The organism is Robiginitalea aurantiaca (assembly GCF_030380815.1).
Classification (GTDB): domain Bacteria; phylum Bacteroidota; class Bacteroidia; order Flavobacteriales; family Flavobacteriaceae; genus Robiginitalea; species Robiginitalea aurantiaca.
The window spans coordinates 401,059-426,230 of the sequence record NZ_JAUDUY010000001.1 but is presented as its reverse complement, the minus strand read 5'-3'; the positions used below and the strand labels follow the sequence as shown (position 1 = coordinate 426,230).

At 48.8% G+C, this 25,172-nt stretch carries 17 protein-coding genes; 12 read left to right on the top strand and 5 right to left on the bottom strand.

The window, feature by feature from the left end; translation table 11 throughout:
- From QU605_RS01835 to QU605_RS01820, 4 genes are all read left to right on the top strand, one after another.
- Window positions 1-2,475, top strand: coding sequence for a ligase-associated DNA damage response DEXH box helicase (locus QU605_RS01835; protein WP_289723552.1), 2,475 nt, complete (start codon window positions 1-3; stop codon window positions 2,473-2,475).
- 50 nt (window positions 2,476-2,525) lie between these two features.
- Window positions 2,526-3,182 carry a ligase-associated DNA damage response endonuclease PdeM gene (gene pdeM / locus QU605_RS01830; RefSeq protein ID WP_289723551.1) on the top strand — a complete coding sequence of 219 codons (657 nt, stop codon included), beginning with the start codon at window positions 2,526-2,528 and terminating at the stop codon, window positions 3,180-3,182.
- 91 nt (window positions 3,183-3,273) lie between these two features.
- Window positions 3,274-6,642: a transcription-repair coupling factor gene (gene mfd, locus QU605_RS01825; RefSeq protein WP_289723550.1), complete on the top strand. Its 3,369-nt coding sequence runs from the start codon at window positions 3,274-3,276 to the stop codon at window positions 6,640-6,642.
- A gap of 116 nt (window positions 6,643-6,758) precedes the next feature.
- Window positions 6,759-8,675 carry a CocE/NonD family hydrolase gene (locus QU605_RS01820; protein WP_434967909.1) on the top strand — a complete coding sequence of 639 codons (1,917 nt, stop codon included), beginning with the start codon at window positions 6,759-6,761 and terminating at the stop codon, window positions 8,673-8,675.
- Between the two features lie 35 nt (window positions 8,676-8,710).
- On the opposite strand, the gene QU605_RS01815 is transcribed toward QU605_RS01820, so the two are convergent.
- Window positions 8,711-9,370, bottom strand: a complete 660-nt coding sequence (locus QU605_RS01815) for an aspartate kinase (protein WP_289723549.1) — start codon at window positions 9,368-9,370, stop codon at window positions 8,711-8,713.
- Between the two features lie 44 nt (window positions 9,371-9,414).
- Window positions 9,415-9,795, bottom strand: a complete 381-nt coding sequence (locus QU605_RS01810; protein ID WP_289723548.1) for a YraN family protein — start codon at window positions 9,793-9,795, stop codon at window positions 9,415-9,417.
- 19 nt (window positions 9,796-9,814) lie between these two features.
- Here QU605_RS01810 and QU605_RS01805 point away from each other — a divergent pair, with 19 nt between their 5' ends.
- The 5 genes from QU605_RS01805 to QU605_RS01785 all read left to right on the top strand — a co-directional run bounded on the left by QU605_RS01805 (window position 9,815) and on the right by QU605_RS01785 (window position 17,177).
- Window positions 9,815-11,497, top strand: a complete 1,683-nt coding sequence (locus tag QU605_RS01805; RefSeq protein WP_353655866.1) for a DUF1800 domain-containing protein — start codon at window positions 9,815-9,817, stop codon at window positions 11,495-11,497.
- 10 nt (window positions 11,498-11,507) lie between these two features.
- The gene (locus tag QU605_RS01800) at window positions 11,508-13,211 is read left to right on the top strand and encodes a DUF1501 domain-containing protein (RefSeq protein ID WP_289723547.1); all 1,704 of its coding nucleotides are present in this window, start codon (window positions 11,508-11,510) and stop codon (window positions 13,209-13,211) included.
- A gap of 145 nt (window positions 13,212-13,356) precedes the next feature.
- Window positions 13,357-15,435: a methionine--tRNA ligase gene (gene metG, locus QU605_RS01795; RefSeq protein ID WP_289723546.1), complete on the top strand. Its 2,079-nt coding sequence runs from the start codon at window positions 13,357-13,359 to the stop codon at window positions 15,433-15,435.
- A 161-nt stretch (window positions 15,436-15,596) separates the two neighbouring features.
- Window positions 15,597-16,499, top strand: a complete 903-nt coding sequence (locus QU605_RS01790; RefSeq protein ID WP_289723545.1) for a histone deacetylase family protein — start codon at window positions 15,597-15,599, stop codon at window positions 16,497-16,499.
- A 159-nt stretch (window positions 16,500-16,658) separates the two neighbouring features.
- Window positions 16,659-17,177 carry a ferritin gene (locus tag QU605_RS01785; protein WP_289723544.1) on the top strand — a complete coding sequence of 173 codons (519 nt, stop codon included), beginning with the start codon at window positions 16,659-16,661 and terminating at the stop codon, window positions 17,175-17,177.
- A gap of 295 nt (window positions 17,178-17,472) precedes the next feature.
- Here the strand turns inward: QU605_RS01785 and QU605_RS01780 are convergent, their stop codons facing one another.
- Both QU605_RS01780 and QU605_RS01775 read right to left on the bottom strand, forming a co-directional pair.
- Window positions 17,473-17,940, bottom strand: a complete 468-nt coding sequence (locus QU605_RS01780; RefSeq protein WP_289723543.1) for a hypothetical protein — start codon at window positions 17,938-17,940, stop codon at window positions 17,473-17,475.
- A 115-nt stretch (window positions 17,941-18,055) separates the two neighbouring features.
- Window positions 18,056-18,388, bottom strand: a complete 333-nt coding sequence (locus QU605_RS01775; protein WP_289723542.1) for a single-stranded DNA-binding protein — start codon at window positions 18,386-18,388, stop codon at window positions 18,056-18,058.
- Window positions 18,389-18,509: 121 nt separating this feature from the next.
- On the opposite strand from QU605_RS01775, the gene QU605_RS01770 reads away from it, so the two are divergent.
- From QU605_RS01770 to QU605_RS01760, 3 genes are read left to right on the top strand one after another with little or no spacing between them, the layout of a single operon-like run.
- Window positions 18,510-20,060, top strand: coding sequence for a M20/M25/M40 family metallo-hydrolase (locus QU605_RS01770; protein ID WP_289723541.1), 1,551 nt, complete (start codon window positions 18,510-18,512; stop codon window positions 20,058-20,060).
- Window positions 20,061-20,105: 45 nt separating this feature from the next.
- Window positions 20,106-21,395, top strand: coding sequence for a serine hydrolase domain-containing protein (locus QU605_RS01765; protein WP_289723540.1), 1,290 nt, complete (start codon window positions 20,106-20,108; stop codon window positions 21,393-21,395).
- 36 nt (window positions 21,396-21,431) lie between these two features.
- Complete coding sequence (locus tag QU605_RS01760) at window positions 21,432-24,575, top strand: VPS10 domain-containing protein (RefSeq protein ID WP_289723539.1); 3,144 nt, start codon at window positions 21,432-21,434, stop codon at window positions 24,573-24,575.
- Window positions 24,576-24,667: 92 nt separating this feature from the next.
- Here the strand turns inward: QU605_RS01760 and QU605_RS01755 are convergent, their stop codons facing one another.
- Window positions 24,668-25,138, bottom strand: coding sequence for a CBS domain-containing protein (locus tag QU605_RS01755; RefSeq protein WP_289723538.1), 471 nt, complete (start codon window positions 25,136-25,138; stop codon window positions 24,668-24,670).
- Window positions 25,139-25,172 lie beyond the last annotated feature (34 nt).

The following is a 25,172-nucleotide window of genomic DNA, read 5'->3' as shown; positions in this document are numbered from 1 at the left end:
ATGGCGGAGCGGAGCAAAAACGACATTTGGATTTCAAAGGCTACCGATTGGTTCGGGAATCAGGGATGGACTCCCTTTGCCTTCCAACGTCAGACCTGGAGTGCTTTTCTGAACAATAAAAACGGGTTGTTAAACGCTCCGACAGGCAGTGGAAAAACCTATGCACTCTGGTTTCCAATTTTACTGGAGTACCTTCGGAAGGAGGAGGAGCGCCCGGGCTCGAGTTCCTCCGGGCTCAAAGCCGTATGGATTACGCCCCTTCGCGCCCTGTCCGAGGAAATCCGGCAATCTGCAGAGCGCATTATTTCCGATTTGGGAATTCCCTTTACAGTAGGGATCCGGACAGGAGATACCTCCCAGGCAGAACGGGCCCGCCAACGGAAAAAAATGCCGGATCTATTGATTACCACCCCCGAAAGCCTGCAACTCTTATTGGCCTCAAAAGGATATGCCAGGATCTTCGGGAAGTGCTTTGCGGTTGTGGTCGATGAGTGGCATGAACTCCTGGGAAGCAAAAGGGGGGTTCAAATGGAACTGGCACTGTCCCGCCTGAAAGGCGTTTCTCCGGGAATGAAAATCTGGGGGATTTCAGCCACGATTGGAAATCTGGAACAGGCAAGAGAAGTATTGCTCGGACCCGGATCCGAGGCACTGGAAAATTCCATCCTTATCAGGGCGAATTTAAATAAGCGGATTACAGTCCGAAGCATTCTGCCCGAGACTATGGATACGTTTCCCTGGAGGGGCCATCTGGGATTGCATTTACTGGACTCCGTAATGGAAGTGCTCAGGTCCAGCCAGACGACACTGATCTTTACCAACACCCGGAGTCAATGCGAAATTTGGTTCCAGAAGCTGCTTGAACGCTACCCTGAACTGGCCGGGGAAATTGCCATGCATCACGGCAGCATAAATAAAGATACCCGTCTGTGGGTGGAACAGGCCATTCGAAACAACCGCCTGAAGGCAGTGGTTTGTACTTCCAGCCTGGACCTCGGCGTAGACTTTGCGCCTGTGGAAAGGGTCATTCAGATTGGCGGGCCGAAAGGAGTAGCCCGTTTTTTACAACGTGCCGGCCGCAGCGGGCACAGGCCCGGAGAAGAAAGCCTGATTTACTTCCTCCCAACCCACGCCATTGAACTTATTGAGGCTTCCGCCTTAAAGAAAACCGTCAAAGGAGAGGGGATTGAAGACCGCATCCCTTACCTGAACAGTTTCGACGTCCTGGTTCAATACCTCACTACCCTTGCCGTTTCAGATGGCTTTTTCCCCGAACAGATTTTTATGGAAGTACAGGGGACCTTCTGCTATCAGGCCATGACCAGGGACCAGTGGGAATGGCTTTTGAAATTTCTGGTACTGGGCAGTCAAAGCCTCAACACATACGATGAATACAAAAAAGTGGAAGTGCTGGAGGACGGTCGTTTTAAAGTCACCAACCGGGGTGTCGCCATGAGGCACCGCTTCCAGATCGGAACTATCGTAGGGGATGCGGACCTTACGGTCAGGTATCAGAAAGGGGGTTATATCGGTACGGTTGAAGAGTGGTTTGCATCACAGTTGCAGAGTGGAGATGTCTTTACCTTTGCAGGCCGAAACCTGGAGTTCCTTCGGATTCGGGAAATGCAGGTTCTGGTTCGCAAATCCAATAAAAAAACATCCCGTGTCCCCAGTTGGATGGGAGGACGACTTACACTTTCTGCCCAGATGTCAGAATTGCTGAGGCAGGAACTTTATTCAGCCTCCCTTCCGGCCAGTGATCAGAGCGAAGAAATCCGGAGCTTAAAACAACTTTTTGACCGGCAGCGTCAGGAAAGCATCGTCCCGGGACCTGAAGACTTTTTGATTGAAACCTTTAAGACATCAGATGGCTATCACCATATTTTCTATCCGTTTGAAGGGCGCTTTGTTCATGAAGCCCTGGCGAGTTTGCTCAGTTACCGCATCTCCCTGCTTTCCCCGATCACCTTTTCACTTGCCTATAACGACTATGGCTTTGAACTCCTTTCGGACCGCGAACTGGATATGCAAATGGTTCTGGACAATGACCTTTTTTCACCTGAATACCTTATGGACGACCTGCAAAAGAGCCTGAATTCTACTGAGATGGCCCGTCGTAAATTCAGGGACATCGCCGTGATCAGCGGACTTGTATTTTCCGGATATCCGAAAAAGGGCATAAAGCTCAAACACCTTCAAAGCAGCTCTCAGTTATTGTTTGAGGTATTCAGGGACTACGAGCCTGACAATCTTCTGTTTCAACAAGCCTTCCGGGAAACCTTTGAACATCAGTTGGAAGAAGGGCGTCTTCGGTTGGCCCTGGAACGCATACAGTCCCAGAAGCACATATGGAAATCCTGTACAAAGCCCACCCCATTTTCATTTCCGATCATTACAGACAGGCTGAGGGAAAAGCTCTCCAGTGAAAAACTGGCAGATCGAATCCGGCGAATGACCCAGAAACTCTCACGCTGATGGCAATGAAAATCTTTTGATCACAAATCGGATTTGGTACCTTTGAACCCATGACCCAAACTGTTGACTTCGGGGGAGAAACGTTGCACCTGCATCCTTGGGGCGCCTTGTACAGGGAAGCAGCGGATCAACTTCTCGTCAGCGATCTTCATCTTGGAAAAATCAGCCATTTCCGCAAACACGGGGCGGCAGTTCCCCTTAAAGCAACAGCCAGGAATTTCGAACGCCTCGATGACCTGCTCGATGAGTTTCAGCCCGAATCCATCGCCTTTTTAGGAGACCTTTTTCATTCCTACAGAAACCGGGAATGGGATGATTTTGCGGCCTGGGTCAAGACTTGCGGCACCAGGCTGATTCTGATTGAGGGCAACCACGACATACTCGGGCCACTCCCTTTCGAGAAATTAGGGATACAGGTTTGCGCTACCCTCCAATCCGGGCCCTTTACCTATACACATCATCCGCTCCAGGATTTTGAAGGGTATAATATCGCAGGACACATCCATCCTGCCGTCCGTCTCACAGGAGAAGGAAGACAATCACTTCGGGTACCGTGCTTCCATTTCAGAAATCGGCAATTGATCCTTCCGGCTTTCGGGGCCTTCACCGGCAGTCACCTGATGAAGATCCGGTCAGGAGATCGCATTTATGCCCTGGCAGGGGATGCCATTTTCCCTCTTGAAGCAGCTTCTTTAAAGAATTCATAACACAATACGGGGGGGTTATATCCTGCGAATTGCGGTCTATCTTTTGTCCGAGCCAGATTTGCCTCGTATTTTTGCACAAAATTTACCATCCTTGAGCCTGGAGTATATCCGTGAGCGTTTTAAAAAAGATCCTGCCTTTGATAAATTGCAGGAATCCCTTGCCCCGTCCCAGGCCAGAATCAGCCTTGAGGGCATTACGGGCTCTGCGCTTTCATTTCTGATCTCAGAACATTTCAAGGCATGTGAAATGCCTTTTTTGCTGGTGCTCAATGACAAGGAGGAAGCCGCATATTACCTCAACGACCTCGAAGGGCTTTTAGATCGTGAAACCGTACTCTTCTATCCCGGGAGTTATCGCCGTCCGTATGATATCGAAGCGACAGATAATGCCAATGTCCTTTTGAGGGCAGAAGTCCTGAGCCGTATCAATTCCCGCAGAAAACCTGCCCTGATTGTAACCTACCCCGATGCCCTTTTTGAAAAGGTGGTCACCCGAAAGGAACTCGAGAAAAATACACTGAAGATTTCAACCGGAGACGCATTGTCTTTGGATTTCCTGAATGAAACCCTTTTTGAATACCACTTTAAAAGGGTGGATTTTGTGACAGAACCCGGGGAGTTTTCGGTTCGGGGTGGGATTTTAGATGTTTTTTCGTTTTCCCATGATGAGCCGTATCGTTTGGAATTTTTTGGAGATGAAATTGAAAGCATCCGCAGTTTTGACGTCGAGACACAATTATCTACCGAACGCGTAAAGAAAATTTCGGTCATCCCGAATGTGACCGACAAATTAATTCATGAATCCAGGGTGAGTTTCCTGGAATACATCTCCGGGAATACCGTTGTCATTTTAAAGAATCCGGCCCTGTGTCATGGCCGCCTGGATCAGCTTTTTAAGAAGGCGGAAGCTGCCTTTGAAAAGTTGCCCGGAGTATTGGAACACGCCAGCCCGGAGGCGCTTTTTCTGGATGGGGAAAACTTCCGAAACACCGTAGGGAAATTTCGTGAAATCAGCCTGGAGGGCACTGAGACGAACACTCAGGATGGCGTCGTAACAATCGATATCCCGACACGTCCGCAACCTGCATTTAACAAACATTTCGACCTGCTGCTGGCCGCACTCCAGGAAAACAGGGAGAGCGGGATGCGCAACTTTATCTTTTGTGCCAGTGAGCAACAGGCCCGCCGCTTCCACGATATTTTTGATGAAATCGGCCAGGATTTACCCTATACCACCCTTGTTCATCCCCTCTATCAGGGCTTTGAGTCCGAGACCTTGGGAATTTGCTGCTATACCGACCACCAAATCTTTGAACGCTATCATCGCTTCCACCTTCGAAATGGATACGCTAAAAAACAGTCCATTACGCTAAAAGAACTCAACAAACTGGAGGTCGGAGATTACGTCACGCATATCGATCACGGGATCGGGACCTTTGGGGGGCTGCAAAAAATCGAAGTGGAGGGCAAACAACAAGAGGCCATTAAACTGATTTACGGTGACCGCGATATCCTCTATGTCAGCATTCACTCCCTCCATAAAATCGCAAAATACAATGGAAAGGACGGCGCGAAACCCAAGATTTACAAACTCGGTTCGGCGGCATGGAAAAAACTGAAACAGAAGACAAAAAGCAGGGTTAAGAAAATTGCTTTTGACCTGATTCAGGTTTATGCCAAACGCCGTCTGAAAAAGGGTTTTCAGTACGGTCCCGACAGTTACCTCCAGCACGAACTCGAGGCTTCATTTCTGTATGAAGACACCCCGGACCAGAGTACGGCCACCGAGGCGATCAAAAAAGATATGGAAAGTGCCCAGCCTATGGATCGCCTCGTTTGCGGGGATGTGGGCTTTGGAAAAACAGAGGTGGCCATCCGTGCAGCTTTCAAGGCTGTGGACAATGGCAAACAGGTAGCCATTCTCGTTCCAACGACTATTCTGGCCTTCCAGCACTACCGCACCCTTAGCGAACGCCTGAAGGAGATGCCGGTCAGCGTCGATTACCTCAACCGGTTCCGCTCGGCCAAAGAGCGAAAGCAGGTCCTCGAGGGACTTTCAAGCGGGTCCCTGGATATTGTGATCGGCACCCACCAACTCGTCAGTAAATCCGTATCCATTAAAGATCTCGGTTTGCTTATTGTGGATGAAGAACAAAAGTTCGGAGTTGGGGTCAAAGACAAACTCAAAGCCCTCAAAGAAAATGTAGATGTACTGACCCTTACGGCCACACCCATCCCAAGAACACTGCAATTCAGTCTGATGGCAGCTCGCGATTTATCTGTGATTAACACGCCACCCCCCAATCGCTATCCCATTGAGAGTCGGGTAATACGGCTTCATGAGCCCACAATCCGCGACGCGATTTCATATGAACTGCAAAGGGGCGGCCAGGTGTTTTTCGTTCATAACCGAATCGAAAATATCAAGGAGGTGGCCGGAATGTTGCAGCGCCTGGTTCCGGATGCAAAAATTGGCATTGGACACGGGCAGATGGAAGGGCGGAAACTCGAAGCCCTCATGCTCAATTTTATGAACGGGGGATTTGACGTCCTGGTGGCAACCACCATTATCGAAAGCGGGCTGGATGTGACAAATGCCAATACCATTCTCATCAATAATGCAAATAATTTTGGCCTGAGCGATCTTCACCAAATGCGGGGACGCGTTGGCCGAAGCAACAAAAAAGCGTTTTGTTACTTCATTACTCCCCCATACGAAGTGATGACGCCTGAAGCGCGAAAGCGGATTGAAGCTCTGGAGCAGTTTACAGAGTTGGGAAGCGGGTTTAACATTGCGATGAAAGATCTGGAAATTCGCGGCGCTGGTGATCTACTGGGAGGTGAGCAAAGTGGTTTTATAAACGAAATCGGATTCGAAACCTATCAGAAAATCCTGGCGGAAGCCGTCGATGAATTAAAGGAGGAAGAATTCAAAGAGCTCTACCAGGATGAGAACAAAGCGCGCGGGCCCTATGTAAAAGAGGTACAGGTCGATACGGACTTTGAATTGCTGTTCCCGGATGACTTTGTCAATTCGGTTTCGGAACGTTTAAGCCTCTACACCGAATTAAATGAGGTTACAGGTCCCGAGGCCCTGGAGGCATTCCGGACCCGCTTGCAGGATCGGTTTGGACACCTTCCCGAGCAGGCTTCAGATTTACTGGATTCGGTTCGTCTAAAGTGGATGGCAGCCGAATTGGGGATCGAGAAACTGGTGCTGAAAAAAGGAAGCTTAATCGGGTATTTTATCGCAGATCAGCAGTCGGAGTTTTATCAGACCGAACGCTTTGGTAAAATCCTTGGATACATTCAGCAGCATCCCGGGAAAGGCCGCTTAAAAGAAAAGCAAACCCGGAAAGGACTCCGGCTACTCCTTTCGGCCACCGGTATTCACTCAATTGAGGAGGCTCTAAATATCATGGAACCCCTTTCTTCAGAAACTGCAGTACCCACGGCCTGAAGCATACGAATCCTTTCCTCATACAAATTGGCGCTACTTCGGGATCCCTATAAGCCTGACCCCTCCTGACAATTGAGGCGAATTACCTATCTTTATTTTCTTTGAAACCAAAAATAATGATGCGACTTTTCTACCTATTACTCGCCCTTGGATTTTTGACCTCCGGCGGGTATGCCCAACAAGTGGATTCCCTTTACATGGTGCAGAATTTTGACCTGAATGAATACCGCATCCCAATGCGGGACGGGGTCGAATTGTTTACTGTGGTCTACACCCCGAAAGAAACAGATGAAGATGTACCCATTTTAATGAACCGAACCTGTTACAACGCATCGAATTATACAGATTATAAGGTCAGTAGATACCCCTCCTCCTATCTGGTGCGCGACGGCTACATCCTCGTCTACCAGGATGTCCGTGGCAGGTACATGAGCGATGGGACTTTTGATAATATGCGGCCGAATATTCCCGGGAATGACCCTGAGAATAAAACGGATATCGATGAGAGTTCAGACACCTGGGACACCATAGAATGGCTGATAAATAACATCCCCAACAACAATGGCAAAGTGGGCATGTACGGGATTTCATATCCTGGATTTTATACAGCGGCTGCCCTTCCGGATGCGCATCCCGCGCTTAAGGCTTCCTCGCCCCAGGCCCCCATATCCGATTTTTTCTTCGATGACTTTCACCATCAGGGCGCCTATCTTCAGAGTTATACTGCCGCCTTTGCGGTCTTTGGATATCAGAAAGAAGAGCGGACCAGAAAACCCTGGTATATGGATAAAATCAAGCGGTTTTATGATAACCCTGCCGCGGACGGTTACGACTTCCACCTGAGTCTTGGGCCCCTGAAAAACATTACGGAAGCCTATCATTCGGACAATTTTTTCTGGAATCAGATTATCGCACATCCCAACTATGACGCATTCTGGCAGGAGCGTAACATCCTGCCGCATCTTAAAGGAATTGACCATGCAGTACTTACTGTGGGAGGGTGGTTCGACGCAGAGGACCTCTACGGGCCGTTAAACATCTACAAACGGATCGAATCTGAAAATCCAAAAGCTCAAAATACAATCGTTATGGGGCCCTGGGACCATGGAGGATGGGCCAGGGAACGCGGAAAAACCACGCATAACCACATTTATTTCGGCGATAGTATTTCAACCCATTATCAGAAAGAGGTAGAGCGACGTTTCTTTAATCATCACCTCAAAGGCACAGATGAAACACCCCTGCCGGAAGCCTATATGTTTGACACCGGCACCAAGGAATGGAAGAGCTTTGAACAATGGCCTCCGGAGTCCATCCCTCCTGTATCCCTTTATTTCGGAGCGAACGGGACCCTTGCCCTGAATAAGCCTCAGGATGAAAAAGCGGTTTTTGAGTACATAAGTGACCCGGCCAAGCCCGTTCCGTACACCTCACAGACTGAGGGCCTCACTTTTACACCCAGGCGTTTTATGAGTGACGATCAGCGGCAGGCTTCCCGCAGGCCGGACGTACTGACCTTTGTCACTCCCCCGCTTGCAGATCCTGAAACCATTGCAGGGGAAATCATGGCAAGACTAAAAGTTTCCATGACCGGTACTGATGCAGATTTTATCGTAAAGCTCATAGATGTCTATCCACAGGATCATCCTAAATATGACCACAACCCGGATAATATTGTCATGGGGGGGTATCAGCAGTTGGTCCGTTCTGAAGTTTTCCGAGGGCGTTTCCGCAACAGTTTTGAAACCCCGGAACCCTTTGTGCCAGGAGAGGTGAGCGATGTGAATTTCCGTCTTCAGGACGTTTTACACACCTTTAAAAAAGGCCATCGGATCATGATTCAGATTCACAGCACCTGGTTTCCTTATATCGACAGGAATCCTCAGAAATATGTGGACAACATCTACGAAGCAGACGCATCGGATTTTATTAAATCGACGATTCGAGTCTATGGGAATTCGGTGATCGAGGCAGGGGGTAAGGTAGGAGATACTCCTGCCATTATGGAACTCGAAGGATACATCAAAGGATAAGGCCTTTTCCCGGACCTTTCTTATTTCCGCTCAAATTACAGGGATTTAAGGTTCTTGATGACAGAAAAAGCCTGCTCTACCTGATCTTCATCTATTAGGATTGTAAACTCGTTTGTTGTTGAAATCACTTCGTACAGTACAATACCTTCCCAGGCGAGTCTTTGGAAAATAAAGTAATAAATTCCGGGGACCGAAACATTTTCGGGAGGTAGTTTTACGGTAATCGAAGACAGATTCTCGACTTTCTGAGTCAACCTTTCCTCCCTGAAATACTCCTCAACAACCCCCCCAAGACGCTTACTGAGTACAATGTTCAATTCATCCACACCCCGGGAAGACGTGTAAAAAACATCCTGGTGGGAATCGATGGCCTCCAGCAATCGCATTTGGTTCTGCAATATGGTATCCGAAACCCGAAAGGTGTAATCGGTCAGGGAAGAGCGGACTGTGATCTCCCCAATGGCCTTCATAACTTTGAGCACCCGGTAGGTCGCCCGAAATTCTAACTGATCCGAAAGTCGGGTAAGCGCCATTACAACGGCGCCGTTACGCACCTCCCTTTTAAGCTGTGCTTCGATCTCCGGTTGAATTTGACGCGACAACGCGGTTAGATTGATAATTCCCTGAGCGAGTGCGAATTGCAGAAAGGGTTTACGCTGGACGTATTCTGCCACAAAACCGGCAATTGTTTTCATGTCTTTTCCTTCAAATGTAACAAATAGTTACAGATACAACAATTTTAGAAATAATAGAACGCATTCTCCAGGTGTTTCAGGCGAAAACCCCCTTGCACGCCCCAGATTTGAATGATATCGAACCTGACTTCCACATCCAGGCCCCGTTGACGTACAAAATGATCGGCCGCTTTGACCAGTCGCTTTATTTTTAAGGGGGAAACTGTATGGGAAAGAGGTTCGTAAAACCCATGGGTACGGGTCTTCACTTCGACCACTGCCAGAATTCCGCCTTTAAGGGCAAGGATGTCGATTTCCGCCTTTCGAAAACGAAAATTCCTGAAGCAGATCTGATATCCCTGCGCTGTGAGAAAGGCCGCAGCAGCCTCTTCGCCAGCCATACCCTGCCTGTAGTGCGCGGCCCGCTCATTTTCTTTCATTTTCATATAAACAGACTGCTTAACTATGAAAAAAGTGCAGTTCAACGAAAAAAACTGTTATTCACCGCAAAAACATAGCGATGCACATAACTTTGCCGCGCCTTTTATCGAAAAACCCACTGTTGGAATACTATCGTCATATGGGTGGCGTTTAAAAGAAGCCCCTAACACTAAGAACCTGCTTAAGCCTGCTATGTCGATGGAGTATTTCGTGAATTGTAATACGGCTCCGCTGGCTCCTTACTCCGCTCCCCTGGATCGGTTGAGGGTTCAGCACCTCTACAGAAGAGCCGGTTTCGGAGCCTCAGTCCAAACTGTCGAGCAGGCCTCGGGACAAACCGCTGATCAGCTTGTTGATTCCCTTATTGACCGGGCCCTGAACCTTCCTCCCATACCAGCCCCTGATTGGGCGACCTGGAACCGGGATAATTATCCTTCGGACGGTGATCTGGCGCGGGGTGTAATTCGTACACAGATAGATGTCCTCGGACTGGATTACACCCGAGGCCTGATGACCAATAATTTAAGGGATCGCCTGAGTTTTTTCTGGTCCAACCATTTCGTCACCGAAATCGATGTTTACGAGAGTCCGGCATTCTTATATGAATACGTCAATTGCCTGCAGCGGAATGCATTGGGTAATTTTAAGACATTTGTAAGTGAGATAGGACTCACAAATGCCATGCTCTACTATCTCGATGGGGCGTTTAACAACGGGCGCAATCCGAATGAGAACTACGCAAGGGAGTTATACGAACTCTTTACCCTTGGTGAAGGAAACGGGTATACTGAAGAAGACGTAATCGAAACTGCAAAAGCCCTTTCCGGATATACGGAGCGGGGGGAAGTCCGCTGGACTCCGGTAACCTTTGATGTAACTGCTTTTGATGCTGGTCCCAAAACCATTCTCGGACAAACCGGGAACTGGGGGTATGCCGATGTAATCGACATCCTGTTTCAGGAGCGCCCTCAAGAAATCGCGCGGTTTATTTGCCAAAAGCTCTATGAGTTTTTCGTGCACCCGGACTCCAATGATTCAGCTGGAAATGCACAGACCATTATTGCCGGAATGGCCGGAACCTTTATATCGAACAATTTTGAACTAGCCCCTGTATTGTCCGAGCTCTTCAAGAGTCAGCATTTTTTCGATGACAATGCCGTTGGGGTGATCATCAAAAGCCCCTTTGATCTCTATTTAAACTTCATCAATGAATCCGGTTTTACGTGCACAGATTCAAATCTGTCCTTTGCCCGTGAATCTTCAAGGTTGCTGGGGCAGGAGCTCTTTGACCCGATAGACGTGGCGGGATGGCAGCGTAACCGAAGCTGGATCAATACAAATTTTATGATCGGACGCTGGCTGACCAGTGAAGTCCTGATCCAGGGTTTCTTTCAGGAGAATCCGGAACAATTTCGCGCCCTGGCCATGCAGGCAGTGGGAGCGGCCAATAGTAATACAAGTAACCCCGAAACCGTGGTACGGGCCCTGGTGGACAAATTTTTGCCCAAGGGCCTGCTTACCCCTCAGGAATTTGAGAACGCCATGTCTGTATTTAAGATAGAGGATGTCCCTGAGAATTACTACGGTCCGGATTACGTCGATGGCGGCCTGAGTCTGTGGATGCTGGCCGTAAGCATGGAAGCCCCACAACAAGTATTTCTGCTCATGATGCATCTGAGCCGTCAACCTGAATTCCAGTTAAAATAAACCTACTGCTATGTGCAATCCTCATAATCCCATCCCGCCGAAAGAACGTGCAAATCACGATCAGGAGCATACCTTCTGGAGTCGACGTTCTTTCCTGCAGGCCCTGGGAATTGCCGGATCGGGGTCTTTGATGCTGGGAGGGAATATCCTCTCAGCCTCATCCCCTTCACCATTGACTTCAGCCATTGCCAATGCCGAAGGAGATGGGATCCTGATTCTCATCCGACTCTCGGGCGGGAATGATGGTCTGAGCACGGTTATACCTATTGAGCAATACGACAGTTATGCCAATGCACGTCCCAATATTTATATTCCGGAAAGTAAAATTATCAAGCTGACCGATGAATTCGGAATTCCCTCCTATATGCAGGCCCTTGAGAGCCTTTGGGGTGAAGGGCAGTTTAAGGCAGTTCACGGCGTTGGATATGAAAACCAGAGCCTCTCCCACTTTACCGGTTCGGATATCTACGCCAATACAGATCTGACAACAACGGGTTTTAATGGGTTGAATACAGGATGGATGGGCCGCTATTTTGAAAACATCTATCCGGAATACCTCATTAACCCTCCGGCTTCACCTGCAGCGGTACAGATCGGCAACTTCGGGAACCTCGTTTTTGAAGGGGAGGAAACCAACTATGCCTTTGTGACTTCCAATATTGATCAATTGGAAGAAATTGCCGAATCCGGGGTACAATATAGTATGGACCCACAGCTCTTCGGAGATTGTATGTACAGCGATCAAATTCGCTTCCTCAGAGGGGTCGCCAATACGACTTACGAATACTCCGGGGTCATCCACGATGCATATGAGCGCGGGCAGAACGAAGTGGAATACCAGGATAATAATTTTGCACGTCAACTGGCCCTGCTGGCCAGGCTGATCAAAGGGAACCTCGGAACCAAAGTCTATATGATTTCCATGGGTGGTTTCGATACCCACGGGAACCAACCCCTGGCACACGAACGCCTGATGACCAACCTTTCAATCGCGATCAATAATTTTTACGAAGACCTGACCTTTACCCAGCAAGATGACAAGGTCCTGAGTATGACCTTTTCAGAATTCGGCAGGCGAATTTTTGAGAATGGCTCCAACGGGACAGATCACGGGAAAGCAGCTCCTACACTCTTTTTTGGCTCCGGTCTTCAGGGAAGTGCCTTTGTAGGCGAACATCCTTCTCTTGATAGTCCCAATAATCGCGGAAATCTGGAATACACCATGGACTTTCGCGACCTTTACGCCACGGTACTGGCAGAGTGGCTGTGCGTTCCCATCCCGCTTGTGGAACAGCATTTACTCGATCACCCGTATACCCCGGTCAATCTAGGGTTCAATTGCAGTGGCGTGGAGTTCCCGGACATCGCTTATGACGATCAACCGCATACACCCCCCACCTCAGGATCGGATCCCGACCCTTTACCAACGCTCCCGGATGGAGATCCCGCAGACGGAATTGTTCACATGCCATTTTACCCTACGGAGTCCAATCCGCACATTCACCTTGAAATGCCCTTTTCAGCCCATGTGGATGTTACCTTATTTAACATCCTGGGACAGAAGGTCGCCACGCTATACAACGAAATGCTCATGGGAGGCAGCCTGGATATTAATGTACGCGATCGGGTTCCAAGGCATTTGGCAACCGGTAAATACATTTACAGAATCAGTGTCAGGGACCAGAAAATGGCCAAGTCACTAATGGTATCCTAAGGCCGTTATTCTTATAGTTAATGCCCTCGGACACTGGGCGCCCCTGATATTTATATCTGTCCGGTGTCCCGAGGGCTTTTCTTTTCCTGCCAGCTTGTACCCCCCTTTTAAATTTGGTTATTTTTGTGGTCAATAGCATATGCCCATGACCAACCGAGAAGGTTCCTTTAAACGAACAACTGTTACCGCCGCCCTTCCTTATACCAATGGCCCGATCCACATCGGCCACCTTGCAGGGGTATACGTCCCTGCTGATATATATTGTCGGTTCCTTCGCTTAACCGACCGTGAAGTCCTCTTTGTCTGTGGAAGTGACGAACACGGGGCAGCCATTCCCATGAAGGCCAAAAAGGAAGGGGTCTCCCCGAAAGAATTGATCGACAAGTACCATAACATGATCAAAACTTCTTTCGAGACGTTCGGAATCACATTTGACAACTATTCCCGCACCTCCTCGGAAATCCATCATAAAACCGCATCGGAGTATTTCAAACGCCTTTACGACCAGGGTGATTTTCTCGAGGAATCCCGGGATCAACTCTACGATGCGGAGGCTGAACAATTCCTGGCAGACCGCTTTGTTACGGGTACCTGCCCGAAATGCGGGTATGAAGAAGCCTATGGAGACCAATGTGAAAATTGTGGTTCTTCCCTGAATGCAACAGATTTAATCAATCCTAAATCCGTCATTACCGGCGCCTCTCCGGTACTCAAAGAAACCCGGCACTGGTACCTGCCCCTGGACCAGTACGAAGGGTTTTTGACCGACTGGATCCTCAAAGGGCATAAAAAAGACTGGAAACCGAATGTCTATGGGCAATGCAAGTCCTGGATCGATGATGGGTTAAAGCCTCGTGCGGTTACCCGCGATCTGGATTGGGGTATTCCCGTACCCGTTCCGGGAGGGGAAGGCAAGGTCCTCTATGTGTGGTTTGACGCCCCAATCGGATATATTTCTGCTACGCGCGAATGGGCCGAAAGGGAAGGAAAGGACTGGGAACCCTACTGGAAGGATTCACAAACCCGACTGCTTCATTTTATTGGCAAGGATAATATTGTATTCCATTGCATCATCTTCCCAAGTATGCTCAAGGCACATGGGGAGTATATTTTACCAGACAATGTTCCCGCAAATGAATTCTTAAATCTGGAAGGAAGAAAACTGTCCACTTCCCGCAATTGGGCGGTTTGGCTGCATGAATACCTGTTGGATTTTCCCGATATGCAGGATGTCCTCAGATATGTGCTCACTGCCAATGCCCCTGAAACCAAAGACAATGATTTTACATGGAAGGACTTTCAGGCCCGGAACAACAATGAACTGGTCGCTATTTTTGGGAATTTTGTAAATCGGGTTGTCGTTCTAACCCATAAATATTTTAAGGGTGTTGTACCTGCAGGAGATAACCTTAACGAAACAGATAAGAGCGTACTGAAGGAACTTTCCGCTTTTCCGAATCGCATCTCAGATAGCGTGGAGCGGTTTCGTTTTCGCGAGGGCCTTCAGGAACTGATGAGCCTCGCACGCCTGGGCAACAAATACCTTGCGGATGAAGAGCCCTGGAAAAAGATTAAACAAGACCCGCAGCGGGTGGAAGCCATCCTCAATACTGCCATGCAAATAGCCGCTGCCCTGGCGGTTTTGTCTGAACCCTTCCTCCCCTTTACAGGTGAAAAGTTAAGGCGTATCCTGAATTTTTCGCGCCTGGAAAATGCACCTTCCTGGACAAGCCTTGGGAAAAATACCGAACTCTTGCCTGTAGGCCATATTATTGAACCCGCCGAACTCCTGTTCCGGAAAATCGAAGACGCCGAAGTACAGCAGCAACTCGACAAACTATTGCAGACCAAAAAAGAAAATGAAATGACGGATTCACCCATACTTCCTCAAAAAGACACCATTGATTACGAGACGTTTTCAAAACTCGACCTCAGGGTTGGGACAATTCTCTCTGCAGAAAAAATGCCAAAGACCAAAAAACTCATCGTAATGCAAGTGGATACGGGTCTGGATACCCGGACTATTATCTCCGGTATTGCCGAACACTACGAACCTGAATCCCTAATCGGCAAAAAGGTTACGGTCCTTGTAAATCTGGCACCGAGACCCCTTAGGGGGGTGGAAAGTCAGGGGATGCTGCTCCTGGCAGAAAATCCTGATGGGAAACTCACTTTTGTCACCCCTGAAGATGAGGCGTCCGCCAATGGATCGCCGATTACCTGAGAGCATGGCCGTGGTTAAGAGTTCAATGGATAGCGACCTTTGCTTACCTGAACAAGTCTGTCCTGATCAAGGGAGAAGAACTGGGCGTTATAGCCTTCGCGATCGGCAGTTTTTATGTGATCCCCCCAGAAAATAATTCAAACCCCCAGTAAAGAAAGGCCTTGCTGAAAGTAGCATATCATCCCATTTACAAACATCCATTGCCGGATGGCCATCGTTTTCCGATGCACAAATACGATCTGCTGCCACAGCAATTACTCCATGAAGGCACCTGTACCCCGGATAATTTTTTTGAACCCGGCATGCCTTCCCAGGCAGACATTCTAAGGGCTCATGATCCCGGGTATGTCAGGGCGCTCAGGGAGGGAGAACTTACGGCCCGTCAGATGCGCAAAGTCGGTTTCCCCTGGAGTCCGGAGCTGGTCCAAAGAGAACTCAGGATTGCCCAGGGGACCATTGAAGGTTGCCATTTCGCACTCCAATACGGAGTATCCATGAATATCGCAGGAGGTACCCACCACGCCTATTCCGACCGGGGAGAGGCCTTCTGTATGCTCAACGATCAGGCCATTGGGGCCCACTACCTGCTGGCTAACAATCTTGCAAACCGTATATTAATTCTCGACCTGGATGTGCACCAGGGAAACGGAACTGCTGAAATCTTTTCCAATGTTGAACAGGTCTTCACCTTTTCCATGCATGGCAAGGCAAATTACCCCTTCAAAAAAGAAGTTTCGGATCTGGATATCGCTCTGGACCGCGGGACACCGGACAGGGTCTATCTCGAAAAACTAAGTGCCTCCCTCAGCTTTCTGCTGGATACCGTAAATCCTGATTTCATTTTCTATCTCAGTGGCGTGGATATTCTGGAGACGGACAAATTGGGAACGCTTGGCCTCAGTCTCGAAGGATGCCGCCGGAGGGATGAAATGGTATTTCGCTGGAGTCATAGGCACCAAATACCTGTTCAATGCAGTATGGGAGGAGGGTATTCCCCTCAACTGAGAACCATTGTCAGTGCGCACGCAGCCACTTATCAAATGGCGAATCAAATCTATTTTTGAATGCGGAACAGTCTTCCTGGACCGTCGAAATACGCTATTTTCCACGGAGGCCAAAATCCCAGGCAGGAAATCTTTTTGTTCCAATAAATCCTCCCAGTTTTTTACACCATCATAAGTTCAGCTCAGCAGCTTTTTGTAATTTTATAAAAAATCATATCCATGTTAAATAAGCGTTTAGAGAAGGCATTGAATGCCCAGATACGAATAGAAGCTGAATCCTCTCAGGTATATCTTTCAATGGCCTCCTGGGCTGAAATAAAAGGGCTTGAGGGTATTGCCCAATTTATGTACAAACATTCCGATGAGGAGCGGATGCATATGCTCAAACTCGTTAAGTTCGTTAATGAGCGTGGCGGACATGCCATTGTCTCCGATCTCAATGCCCCAAAAAATGACTTTGGGGATTTCCAGTCCATGTTCAAGGAATTGCTCGAGCACGAAATATTCGTGTCACAGAGCATCAACGATTTAGTCCATATTTCACTCGAGGAAAAAGACTACGCAACACATAATTTCTTGCAATGGTATGTGGCGGAACAAATTGAAGAAGAGGCACTTGCCCGGACAATTCTCGATAAAATAAACCTGATTGGCAACGACAAAGGCGGGCTTTACCTCTTTGATCGGGACGTACAGCAAATAGCCGTTGAAAGCGCAGCGGGAGAGCCTGGAGCCTGATGTGTTAAATTTTATTTAGATTAAATATAAATTAATAGATTTGTAGGAGTAATTGTGCTCCTATGGGGAAAAAGAAGGGGAAATCCGGGGAAAAGCAACTGAAGCTAAAAGAGAAGCGTCTTAAAGAACTTTCAAAGACCTTTTGTACCCCCAAAGGGTGTAAATCCAAATGCTGTAAGAAATTTAAGAAATGTGAGAGCAAGCGCTGCAAGAAATGCCCGTGCAACGACCTGCTTGCAGAACTGCAGCAACAACTGAGCTTTCATCAAGTGGCCTGATAGCCCGATTTCCTTTGTTAATCCGGCTTGTTCTGAGTCGGCAAATAAGAAACCTGCCACCCCCTACCCCGTTTCACCTCGCTAAAGGTCATATACGGGTGCGAATCATCAGCATCAAATTGCAGATATAACGATGCCTGACGCAAGTAGTAATCCCCATGCCCACAGGCTCCCTTACAGACCTCTGTATGTTTCAGGTAGGCTATTTTTTTAGCCTTTCTGTAGGCCTGGTATTGCCTCAGGTTCGTTTGGCTGAGCTCCTGCTCGAATCTCCTCTGGTCGTTCCAGAAATCAATCTCGTCAGTCTGATGCGAAAAGCGAAGTTGGTGCTCATATTCTGCATCCCGGCTGGCCTGTTCCATATAGAACCATTCCATTTCCGTATACTCAGCCCAATTTGTTACGGGGCTGCGCTCCTGAGCCCAGGCAGGGAAAAAGGCCGTGCTCAACACCAGAAATGGCAATATGATTAATTTTGGGTTCACAGGGAGTAGTTCTGATTATATGACGATTTCGTTCTCAAGAAGTTACAACCCCATATCCCTAATTCATAAAAAAAGGGCCTAAAAGCCCTTTTTATCGATCAAAGCCCGACTGTGGCTACTTGCCGAGCATCAATAATTCGCTGCAACGCACTTCTGTCGTGTATTTACGCTCGCCTTCGGCAGTGTCATATGACCTGTGAACGAGCTTTCCCTCTACTGCGACTTCTTTGCCCTTAACCAAATAACTCTCTACGATATCAGCCGTTTTTCCCCAGGCGACAACCTGATGCCATTGGGTATCTGTGACCTTTTCTCCTTTGCCATTCCTGTAGGTTTCATTTGTCGCTACTGAAAATCGGGCCATCTTACTCCCGCTCTCCAACACCTGTACTTCCGGATCCTGACCGAGATTCCCAATCAACAGGACTTTGTTTCTCAATGCATTCATAAAAATTGTGATTTTAAGGTTGCTTCAAAGGTCTGGCCCTATCCTGCGATTCCACAGCAGGGAATGAATATCCATATTGCCTGTTTGTGTATCTTTAGGGGCATTAACCAACCCGAAACCGATGAAAAACTACCTCCTGGTCCTTACCTTGTTTATGTTCCTCGTTCAGGGGATCCACGCCCAGAACACAGAGGCAATTGTCCAACAAATTCAAAACGAAGCCACTGAGAATTCACAGCTGGAAAACCTGGCGCATGAACTCATGGACGTGGTAGGGCCCCGGCTTGTAGGGACACCGCAAATGAAAAAAGCCCATGATTGGGCGGTTAAAACCTTTTCTCAGTGGGGCATTCAGGCCGAGAATCAACAATGGGGAACATGGAGAGGCTGGGAACGAGGCATCTGCCATATAGACCTGGTAGCCCCACGTGTTGTGACTTTGCATGGAAGGCAGTTGGCCTGGAGCCCCTCGACCTCATCCAAAGGGATTACCGCAGGTGTAGTGATTCTCCCAACAGTGGCGGATTCTCTGGCTTTTGTACGCTGGCTTCCGCAGGTGAAAGGAAAATGGGTTTGCGTGTCCATGCCTCAGATGACCGGGCGTCCGGATTACAATTGGGAGGAATTTGCCACAGAAACCTCCTTCGAGAACATGAAGCAGCAACGCGAAGCACAGGAAAAAAATTGGAATCAGAATATAAGGAACACCGGATATACATCCAGGAATATCAATGAGGCACTGGAAGCCGCCGGGGCAGCCGGAATTATCCAATCCAGATGGTCCAAAGCCTTTGGGGCTAACAAAATTTTCAGTGCAAGCACGGAGAAAATCCCGGTTCTTGATCTTTCCCTTGAGGATTACGGCATGCTTTACCGTCTGGCCGCAAATGGCGATCAACCGGAAGTCCGGGCAGTGGCGGAGTCCAAAGAGTTAGGTCGGGTCCCCACTTTTAACACCATTGCGACCATAAAAGGAACCGAATTGCCGGAGGAATATATCGTGCTCTCCGCACATTTTGATTCCTGGGACGGGGGTACCGGTGCTACGGATAATGGTACCGGAACATTAACCATGATGGAGGCAGCCCGTATCCTTAAAAAGGTCTACCCAAACCCCCGCCGAACAATAATCATAGGTCTTTGGGGCAGTGAAGAACAGGGCCTCAACGGATCCAGGGCATATGTGGAAGACCATCCTGAGGTTGTGGAAAATCTTCAGGCCCTTTTTAATCAGGATAATGGCACTGGTCGTGTCGTGCGGATTTCAGGACAGGGATTCCTGCATGCTTACGATTATTTGGGGCGTTGGCTTTCTGCGGTTCCCGAAGACATTACACAGCATATCGAAACAACCTTCCCCGGGAATCCGGGCAGGGGAGGCTCAGATTACGCCTCTTTTGTCGCAAAGGGTGCTCCCGCTTTCTCCCTCTCATCCCTAAGCTGGAGTTACTGGAATTACACCTGGCATACCAATCTGGATACCTACGATAAAATCGTCTTCGACGATGTCCGCAACAATGCAATTCTTACGGCTGTCTTGACCTATATGGCTGCCGAGGATCCGGAACACACCTCCAGGGAAAAGGCAGTGCTTTCCATAGATCCCAGGACTGGAGAGCAACGCGAATGGCCGACCCCAAGGGAGCCCAACAGGGAAGGTGGAAAAAATTAATCGCGGAATAATCAAACCTCCAGAAACCGCTTTACAACATACTGTATGAAATCATTGACATTTATACTTGCAGGGGTACTTTTGCTATCCTCCTGCCGGGAAGGGGCAAAAACGCCGGAAGTTGTGGCGTCTGCCTCAATTGAAGTTGAAAATGAAGGTCTGGCTGCAGATCGGCTGGCACGCATTGACCGGATGTTGGAGGGCGCTATCAAAGACGGGGAAATCCCGGGAGGGGTAGCCCTTATTGCCCGAAATGGAAAAGTCGTTTACCTTAAAGCCTTTGGGGAATCCAATGCTGAAACAGGAGAGGCATTCGAGGAAGATGATATCTTCAGGATCGCATCTCAAACCAAAGCCGTTACAAGTACGGCAGTGATGATGCTCTGGGAAGAAGGCCATTTTCGCCTGGATGACCCCATCTCCAAGTACATACCGGAATTCAAAAGTACGGGCGTGCTCGACACCTTTAATGAGCGTGATAGCAGTTTTACGACCAAACCGGCCACTAGCCCGATTACCATTCGCCGCCTGCTGAACCATACATCCGGGATTGGATATGGCATGATTGATGGAGATCCCAGAATGCGTAAAATATTTGCCAAAGCAGGTGTTGTGGACGCCTTCACGGCTGAAGCAGTCACTCTGGAGGAAAATATTTCCAAAATTGCAGGCACACCACTGCATCACGAACCCGGGAAAGGCTGGACCTATAGCGAAGGGCTCGATGTCCTGGGAAGGTTCGTCGAAATTGTATCGGGAATGCCGTTTGATCAGTTCCTTAAGACCCGGATTTTTGATCCGCTCGGGATGGAAGACACCTGGTTCTACCTCCCCGAGGAGAAGGCTGCAAGGCTTGTACCTGTGCAACACAAAGAAAATGGGCAATGGAAAAGGTTCCAGACCGATGTTTTTGACATCGATTATCCCATTAAAGGTGCTAAAAGCTTTTTCTCTGGAGGAGCAGGGCTTTCGAGCACTGCAAAAGACTACTTTATCTTCCTTCAAATGATGCTCAACAAAGGGGAATACAACGGGACAAGGCTCCTTAGCCGGACAACGGTGGAAACCATGATGGCCAATCAGATCGGGGAACTCTGGAAGGGCGGCTCCAAAGATTTCAATCTCGCCTTTGCCGTAGTCAACCCAAGTGGGGTCGCTTTTGGTGGTGAAGGGGGTCCGGGTACTTTTGACTGGGGAGGATACTTCAACACTCAGTACTTTGCGGATCCGGGAGAACAACTTGTAGGCATCCTGATGAAACAGACCCAGGGGAGCTCTGGAGATCAAACTGGGTGGAAATTCAGGCAGATGGTTTTTGCATCTATAGCTGACTAAATATAAACACGCATATTAAATTCAAGTACCAATCAAATGAAAAAATACCTTTTTAGCTCGTTGATGATCCTGTTGGTCTTCGGTTCTGTTTATTCTCAACGCAGAAAGCAGAAGGCACCACAGCCCGTTCTTTCCGATACCCTCTATAACGGGGTAAAATGGCGAAACATTGGTCCTTTTCGCGGCGGAAGATCCGTAGCAGTATCCGGAGTAGTCGACCAGCCCGGAACTTATTATATGGGCAGTACCGGCGGCGGAATCTGGAAAACCTCAGATGACGGTATGCATTGGACAAATGTTTCCGATGGCTTCTTCAAAACAGGGACGGTGGGCGCCATTGCGGTTTCACAGAGCAATTCAAATGTGGTTTTGGTTGGTATGGGCGAACATGCAGCCCGGGGGGTAATGACCTCCATGGGCGATGGACTCTACCTCTCCAGGGATGCGGGAAAGACCTGGAAGCATATTGGCCTCGATGACAGCAGGCATATTTCGGATGTGATTATCCACCCTACGGATGAAAACCGCTTTTATGTTTCCGTACAGGGGGCCCAGTACGGTCCATCTGAAACCCGGGGGATCTATCGCACGATGGACGGCGGACAAACCTGGGAAAAAACCCTTTTTGTTAACGCTACCACGGGAGCTTCTTCCCTTTCGATGGATCCGAACAACCCTTTGGTCCTCTATGCCGCCATGTGGGACCACCAAAGGTATCCATGGACCATGAAATCCGGCGGACCGGGTTCTGGTCTTTACAAATCCTCGGACGGCGGAAGCACATGGGAGCAGCTTAAAGAGGGTTTGCCGGAAGTCCTGGGCAAATCCGGGATTTCGGCTTCGGGAGCCCGGGAAGGACTTGCGTTTGCGGTTTTGGAAGCAGAAGGGGATAAGGCTGGGGTTTACCGGTCTGATGACGGCGGCAAAAAATGGCGACAGGTAAACAAAGACCGCATTAACATTACCCGGTCCTGGTACTATATGGAGATCTTCGCAGATCCGCAGAATGCCGAAATCGTCTATGTGCTCAATGCACCCGTAACCCGGTCGATTGACGGAGGTAAGACCTTTCAGCGCCTTTCCACGCCCCATGGCGACAACCACGATCTATGGATACATCCAAAAGACAATCAACGGATGATCAATGCAAACGATGGAGGCGCAAACGTTTCGAATAACGGGGGGAAAAGCTGGAGTACGCAGCAAAACCAGCCCACTGCTCAATTCTACAGAGTCATTACAGACAATCAATTCCCATATTATGTCTATGGGGGGCAGCAGGATAATTCTGCCATAGCCATTCGCAGCCGTACCAATGACGGGGGTGTAGACTGGAAAGACTGGTTCTCCGTTGCGGGGTGCGAAAGTGCCTACCTCGCCTTCGATCCGGATAACCCCGAAATTATCTTTGGGGGCTGCTACCAGGGTATTATTGAAAAATGGGTAAAAGCCACCCAGGAGGGTAAACCCATTAAGGAATATCCGGAACTCTCCCTTGGAAATGCCCCTGAGGACTTTAAATACCGCTACAACTGGAACGCCCCTATAATTGCAGATCCCCACGATCCCTCTGTTATTTATCACGCCGGGAACGTGGTCTTCCGGTCGGAAGATGCGGGGCAATCCTGGAGTGTTATCAGTCCGGATCTAACCCGGAATGATCCTGAAAAACAAGGCCCGGGAGGGATTCCCTTTACCAATGAGGCTGCAGGGGGTGAAAACTACAATACCCTGATGTACCTGGTCGCCTCCCCTCATGAAAAAGGCGTATTATGGGCCGGAAGTGACGACGGTCTAATCCATTTGACCCGCAATGGAGGGGAATCCTGGGAAAATGTAACCCCAGCGGGAATGAAAGAAGGAATTGTCAACAGTATTGAGGTTTCTCCTCACGATCCCGGTACCGCCTATGCAACCTTAATGAGGTATAAGTTTATGGATCTGAACTCCTATGTCTACAGGACCAGGAACTATGGGGAGAGTTGGGAACTCATCGTCAATGGCCTCAACGATCCGCATGGTTTTGTGCGGGTTGTTCGGGAGGATCCCAATCGGGAAGGCCTTCTTTATGCCGGAACTGAAACGGGATTATATGTCTCCCTGGATTCGGGTGGATTTTGGCAACCTTTCCAGCTTAACCTCCCCGTTGTGCCGATCAACGATCTCACCTTTCGCCACAATGACCTGGTGGCCGCTACAGCAGGGCGTTCGTTCTGGATTCTCGACGATCTCTCTTTCCTGCAACAATCAAAAGCAACTGATGCCGCCCTATTTTTAGCAAAACCACGTGACACTTATCTCTTTACCGGAGGTCATTCTGAGAATCCATCACCGGGTCTGGGACAAAATCCGAAATCCGGTGTCATCCTGGATTATTACCTTGCCGCTGTTTCTGATTCCGCAACGGTAACCCTGGAAATTCTCAATGAGGGACAGGTCATTCGGTCGTATACCAATCAGCCTGTCAAGGATTTTAAGTCCTGGCCCGGAGGCCCTCCTAAACCGCAAATACTTCCTGCAAAACCAGGGTACAACAGATTTGTATGGGATTTTCGAAGGGAAACGCTTCCCGCTGTGGAGAATGTTTTTGTGATGGGGGATTACAGAGGGTCTCAGGTTGCTCCCGGATCTTATACCGCCAGGTTAACCCAGGATGGCATGACTACGGAAAACACCTTCCGGATTCTTCCTCATCCAAAAGTAAAGGCAACTCCGGCTGCTTATGCGGCTCAGCAGGAAGCCCTCCTTAAGATTGACGCTGCGATCCGGGACATGCACGGAGCTGTAGGTCAGTTGCGGAGCGTTAAATCTCAACTCGAATCGCATCAAACCCTTTTGAAGGATAATGCGAAGGCTGAAGAATTACTCAAAAAGGGCGCTGCCCTGCAGGAGGACATTTCAACCTGGGAAGAAAACCTGATACAGCCCAAGCAAAAAACGTTTCAGGACGTCATCAACTTCAACAACCAACTCAATGCAGAACTGATGGAACTCCGGTCGTATATCGATGTTGCAGAACCTGAAATGACCCAGGGCGCCAAAGAACGCCTTGCGGATCTTCTCGGGGAGTGGGGCCAGTTCTCAAGGGAACGGGATCAGATTGTAAATACCGGGATGTCAGAATACAACACCCTGTATCGACAACTGGAACTACCTGCCCTGATCATGGGGGAGAATTAAACCTCAGGTACCTGACAAAAAGCGGCCCGGAATCACTGATTGATTCCGGGCCGCTTTCTTATATCCTTCTGACTGCGCGCCAGGGTATGATTCTATTTCCAGTTATGTGAACTGAGTTTGAGTGCCGCAATTACGATATCTTTCCGACTGATCTGGCCTACAAGCAAGCCGTCCTGCAATACCGGAAGGCGCCTTCGATTGTTCTTGTGAAAAACACCTGCTGCATCAAATATCGACATATCGTGAGGTATGGTCTCCACATCCTTGGTCATGAATTTCTCTACATTCTTGTCCATGATGGGCTGATTGAAATACCTGCTCTCAGAGATTTGCTTCATACAATCCGCCTCTGAGATAATCCCTGCCAGAAAACCGTTGTCATCCAATACCGGACCACCTGAGATGCTGTGTTTTGCAAAAGCTTCCATAACCTCGAGAATAGATTGTTCCGGATGGAAGGTTATAAGTTTCTTAGACATATAATCCGAAACCAGAATAGGGGCATCGTACTCTTTTTTTGATCCCTCCTTGGCCCTGCGACCTTGAAAGCTTTTTATTCCCATGACTTTAGGTTATTAGAATGGTTCTAATTAAATA

Bases quoted from the DNA above. Each gene is read 5' to 3' on its own strand.
- QU605_RS01835 (WP_289723552.1), top strand. From the start codon at position 1: ATGGCGGAGCGGAGCAAAAACGACATTTGGATTTCAAAGGCTACCGAT.
- pdeM (WP_289723551.1), top strand. From the start codon at position 2,526: ATGACCCAAACTGTTGACTTCGGGGGAGAAACGTTGCACCTGCATCCT.
- QU605_RS01820 (WP_434967909.1), top strand. From the start codon at position 6,759: ATGATGCGACTTTTCTACCTATTACTCGCCCTTGGATTTTTGACCTCC.
- QU605_RS01815 (WP_289723549.1), bottom strand. From the start codon at position 9,370: ATGAAAACAATTGCCGGTTTTGTGGCAGAATACGTCCAGCGTAAACCC.
- QU605_RS01810 (WP_289723548.1), bottom strand. From the start codon at position 9,795: ATGAAAATGAAAGAAAATGAGCGGGCCGCGCACTACAGGCAGGGTATG.
- QU605_RS01805 (WP_353655866.1), top strand. From the start codon at position 9,815: ATGAAAAAAGTGCAGTTCAACGAAAAAAACTGTTATTCACCGCAAAAA.
- QU605_RS01800 (WP_289723547.1), top strand. From the start codon at position 11,508: ATGTGCAATCCTCATAATCCCATCCCGCCGAAAGAACGTGCAAATCAC.
- metG (WP_289723546.1), top strand. From the start codon at position 13,357: ATGACCAACCGAGAAGGTTCCTTTAAACGAACAACTGTTACCGCCGCC.
- QU605_RS01785 (WP_289723544.1), top strand. From the start codon at position 16,659: ATGTTAAATAAGCGTTTAGAGAAGGCATTGAATGCCCAGATACGAATA.
- QU605_RS01775 (WP_289723542.1), bottom strand. From the start codon at position 18,388: ATGAATGCATTGAGAAACAAAGTCCTGTTGATTGGGAATCTCGGTCAG.
- QU605_RS01770 (WP_289723541.1), top strand. From the start codon at position 18,510: ATGAAAAACTACCTCCTGGTCCTTACCTTGTTTATGTTCCTCGTTCAG.
- QU605_RS01765 (WP_289723540.1), top strand. From the start codon at position 20,106: ATGAAATCATTGACATTTATACTTGCAGGGGTACTTTTGCTATCCTCC.
- QU605_RS01760 (WP_289723539.1), top strand. From the start codon at position 21,432: ATGAAAAAATACCTTTTTAGCTCGTTGATGATCCTGTTGGTCTTCGGT.
- QU605_RS01755 (WP_289723538.1), bottom strand. From the start codon at position 25,138: ATGGGAATAAAAAGCTTTCAAGGTCGCAGGGCCAAGGAGGGATCAAAA.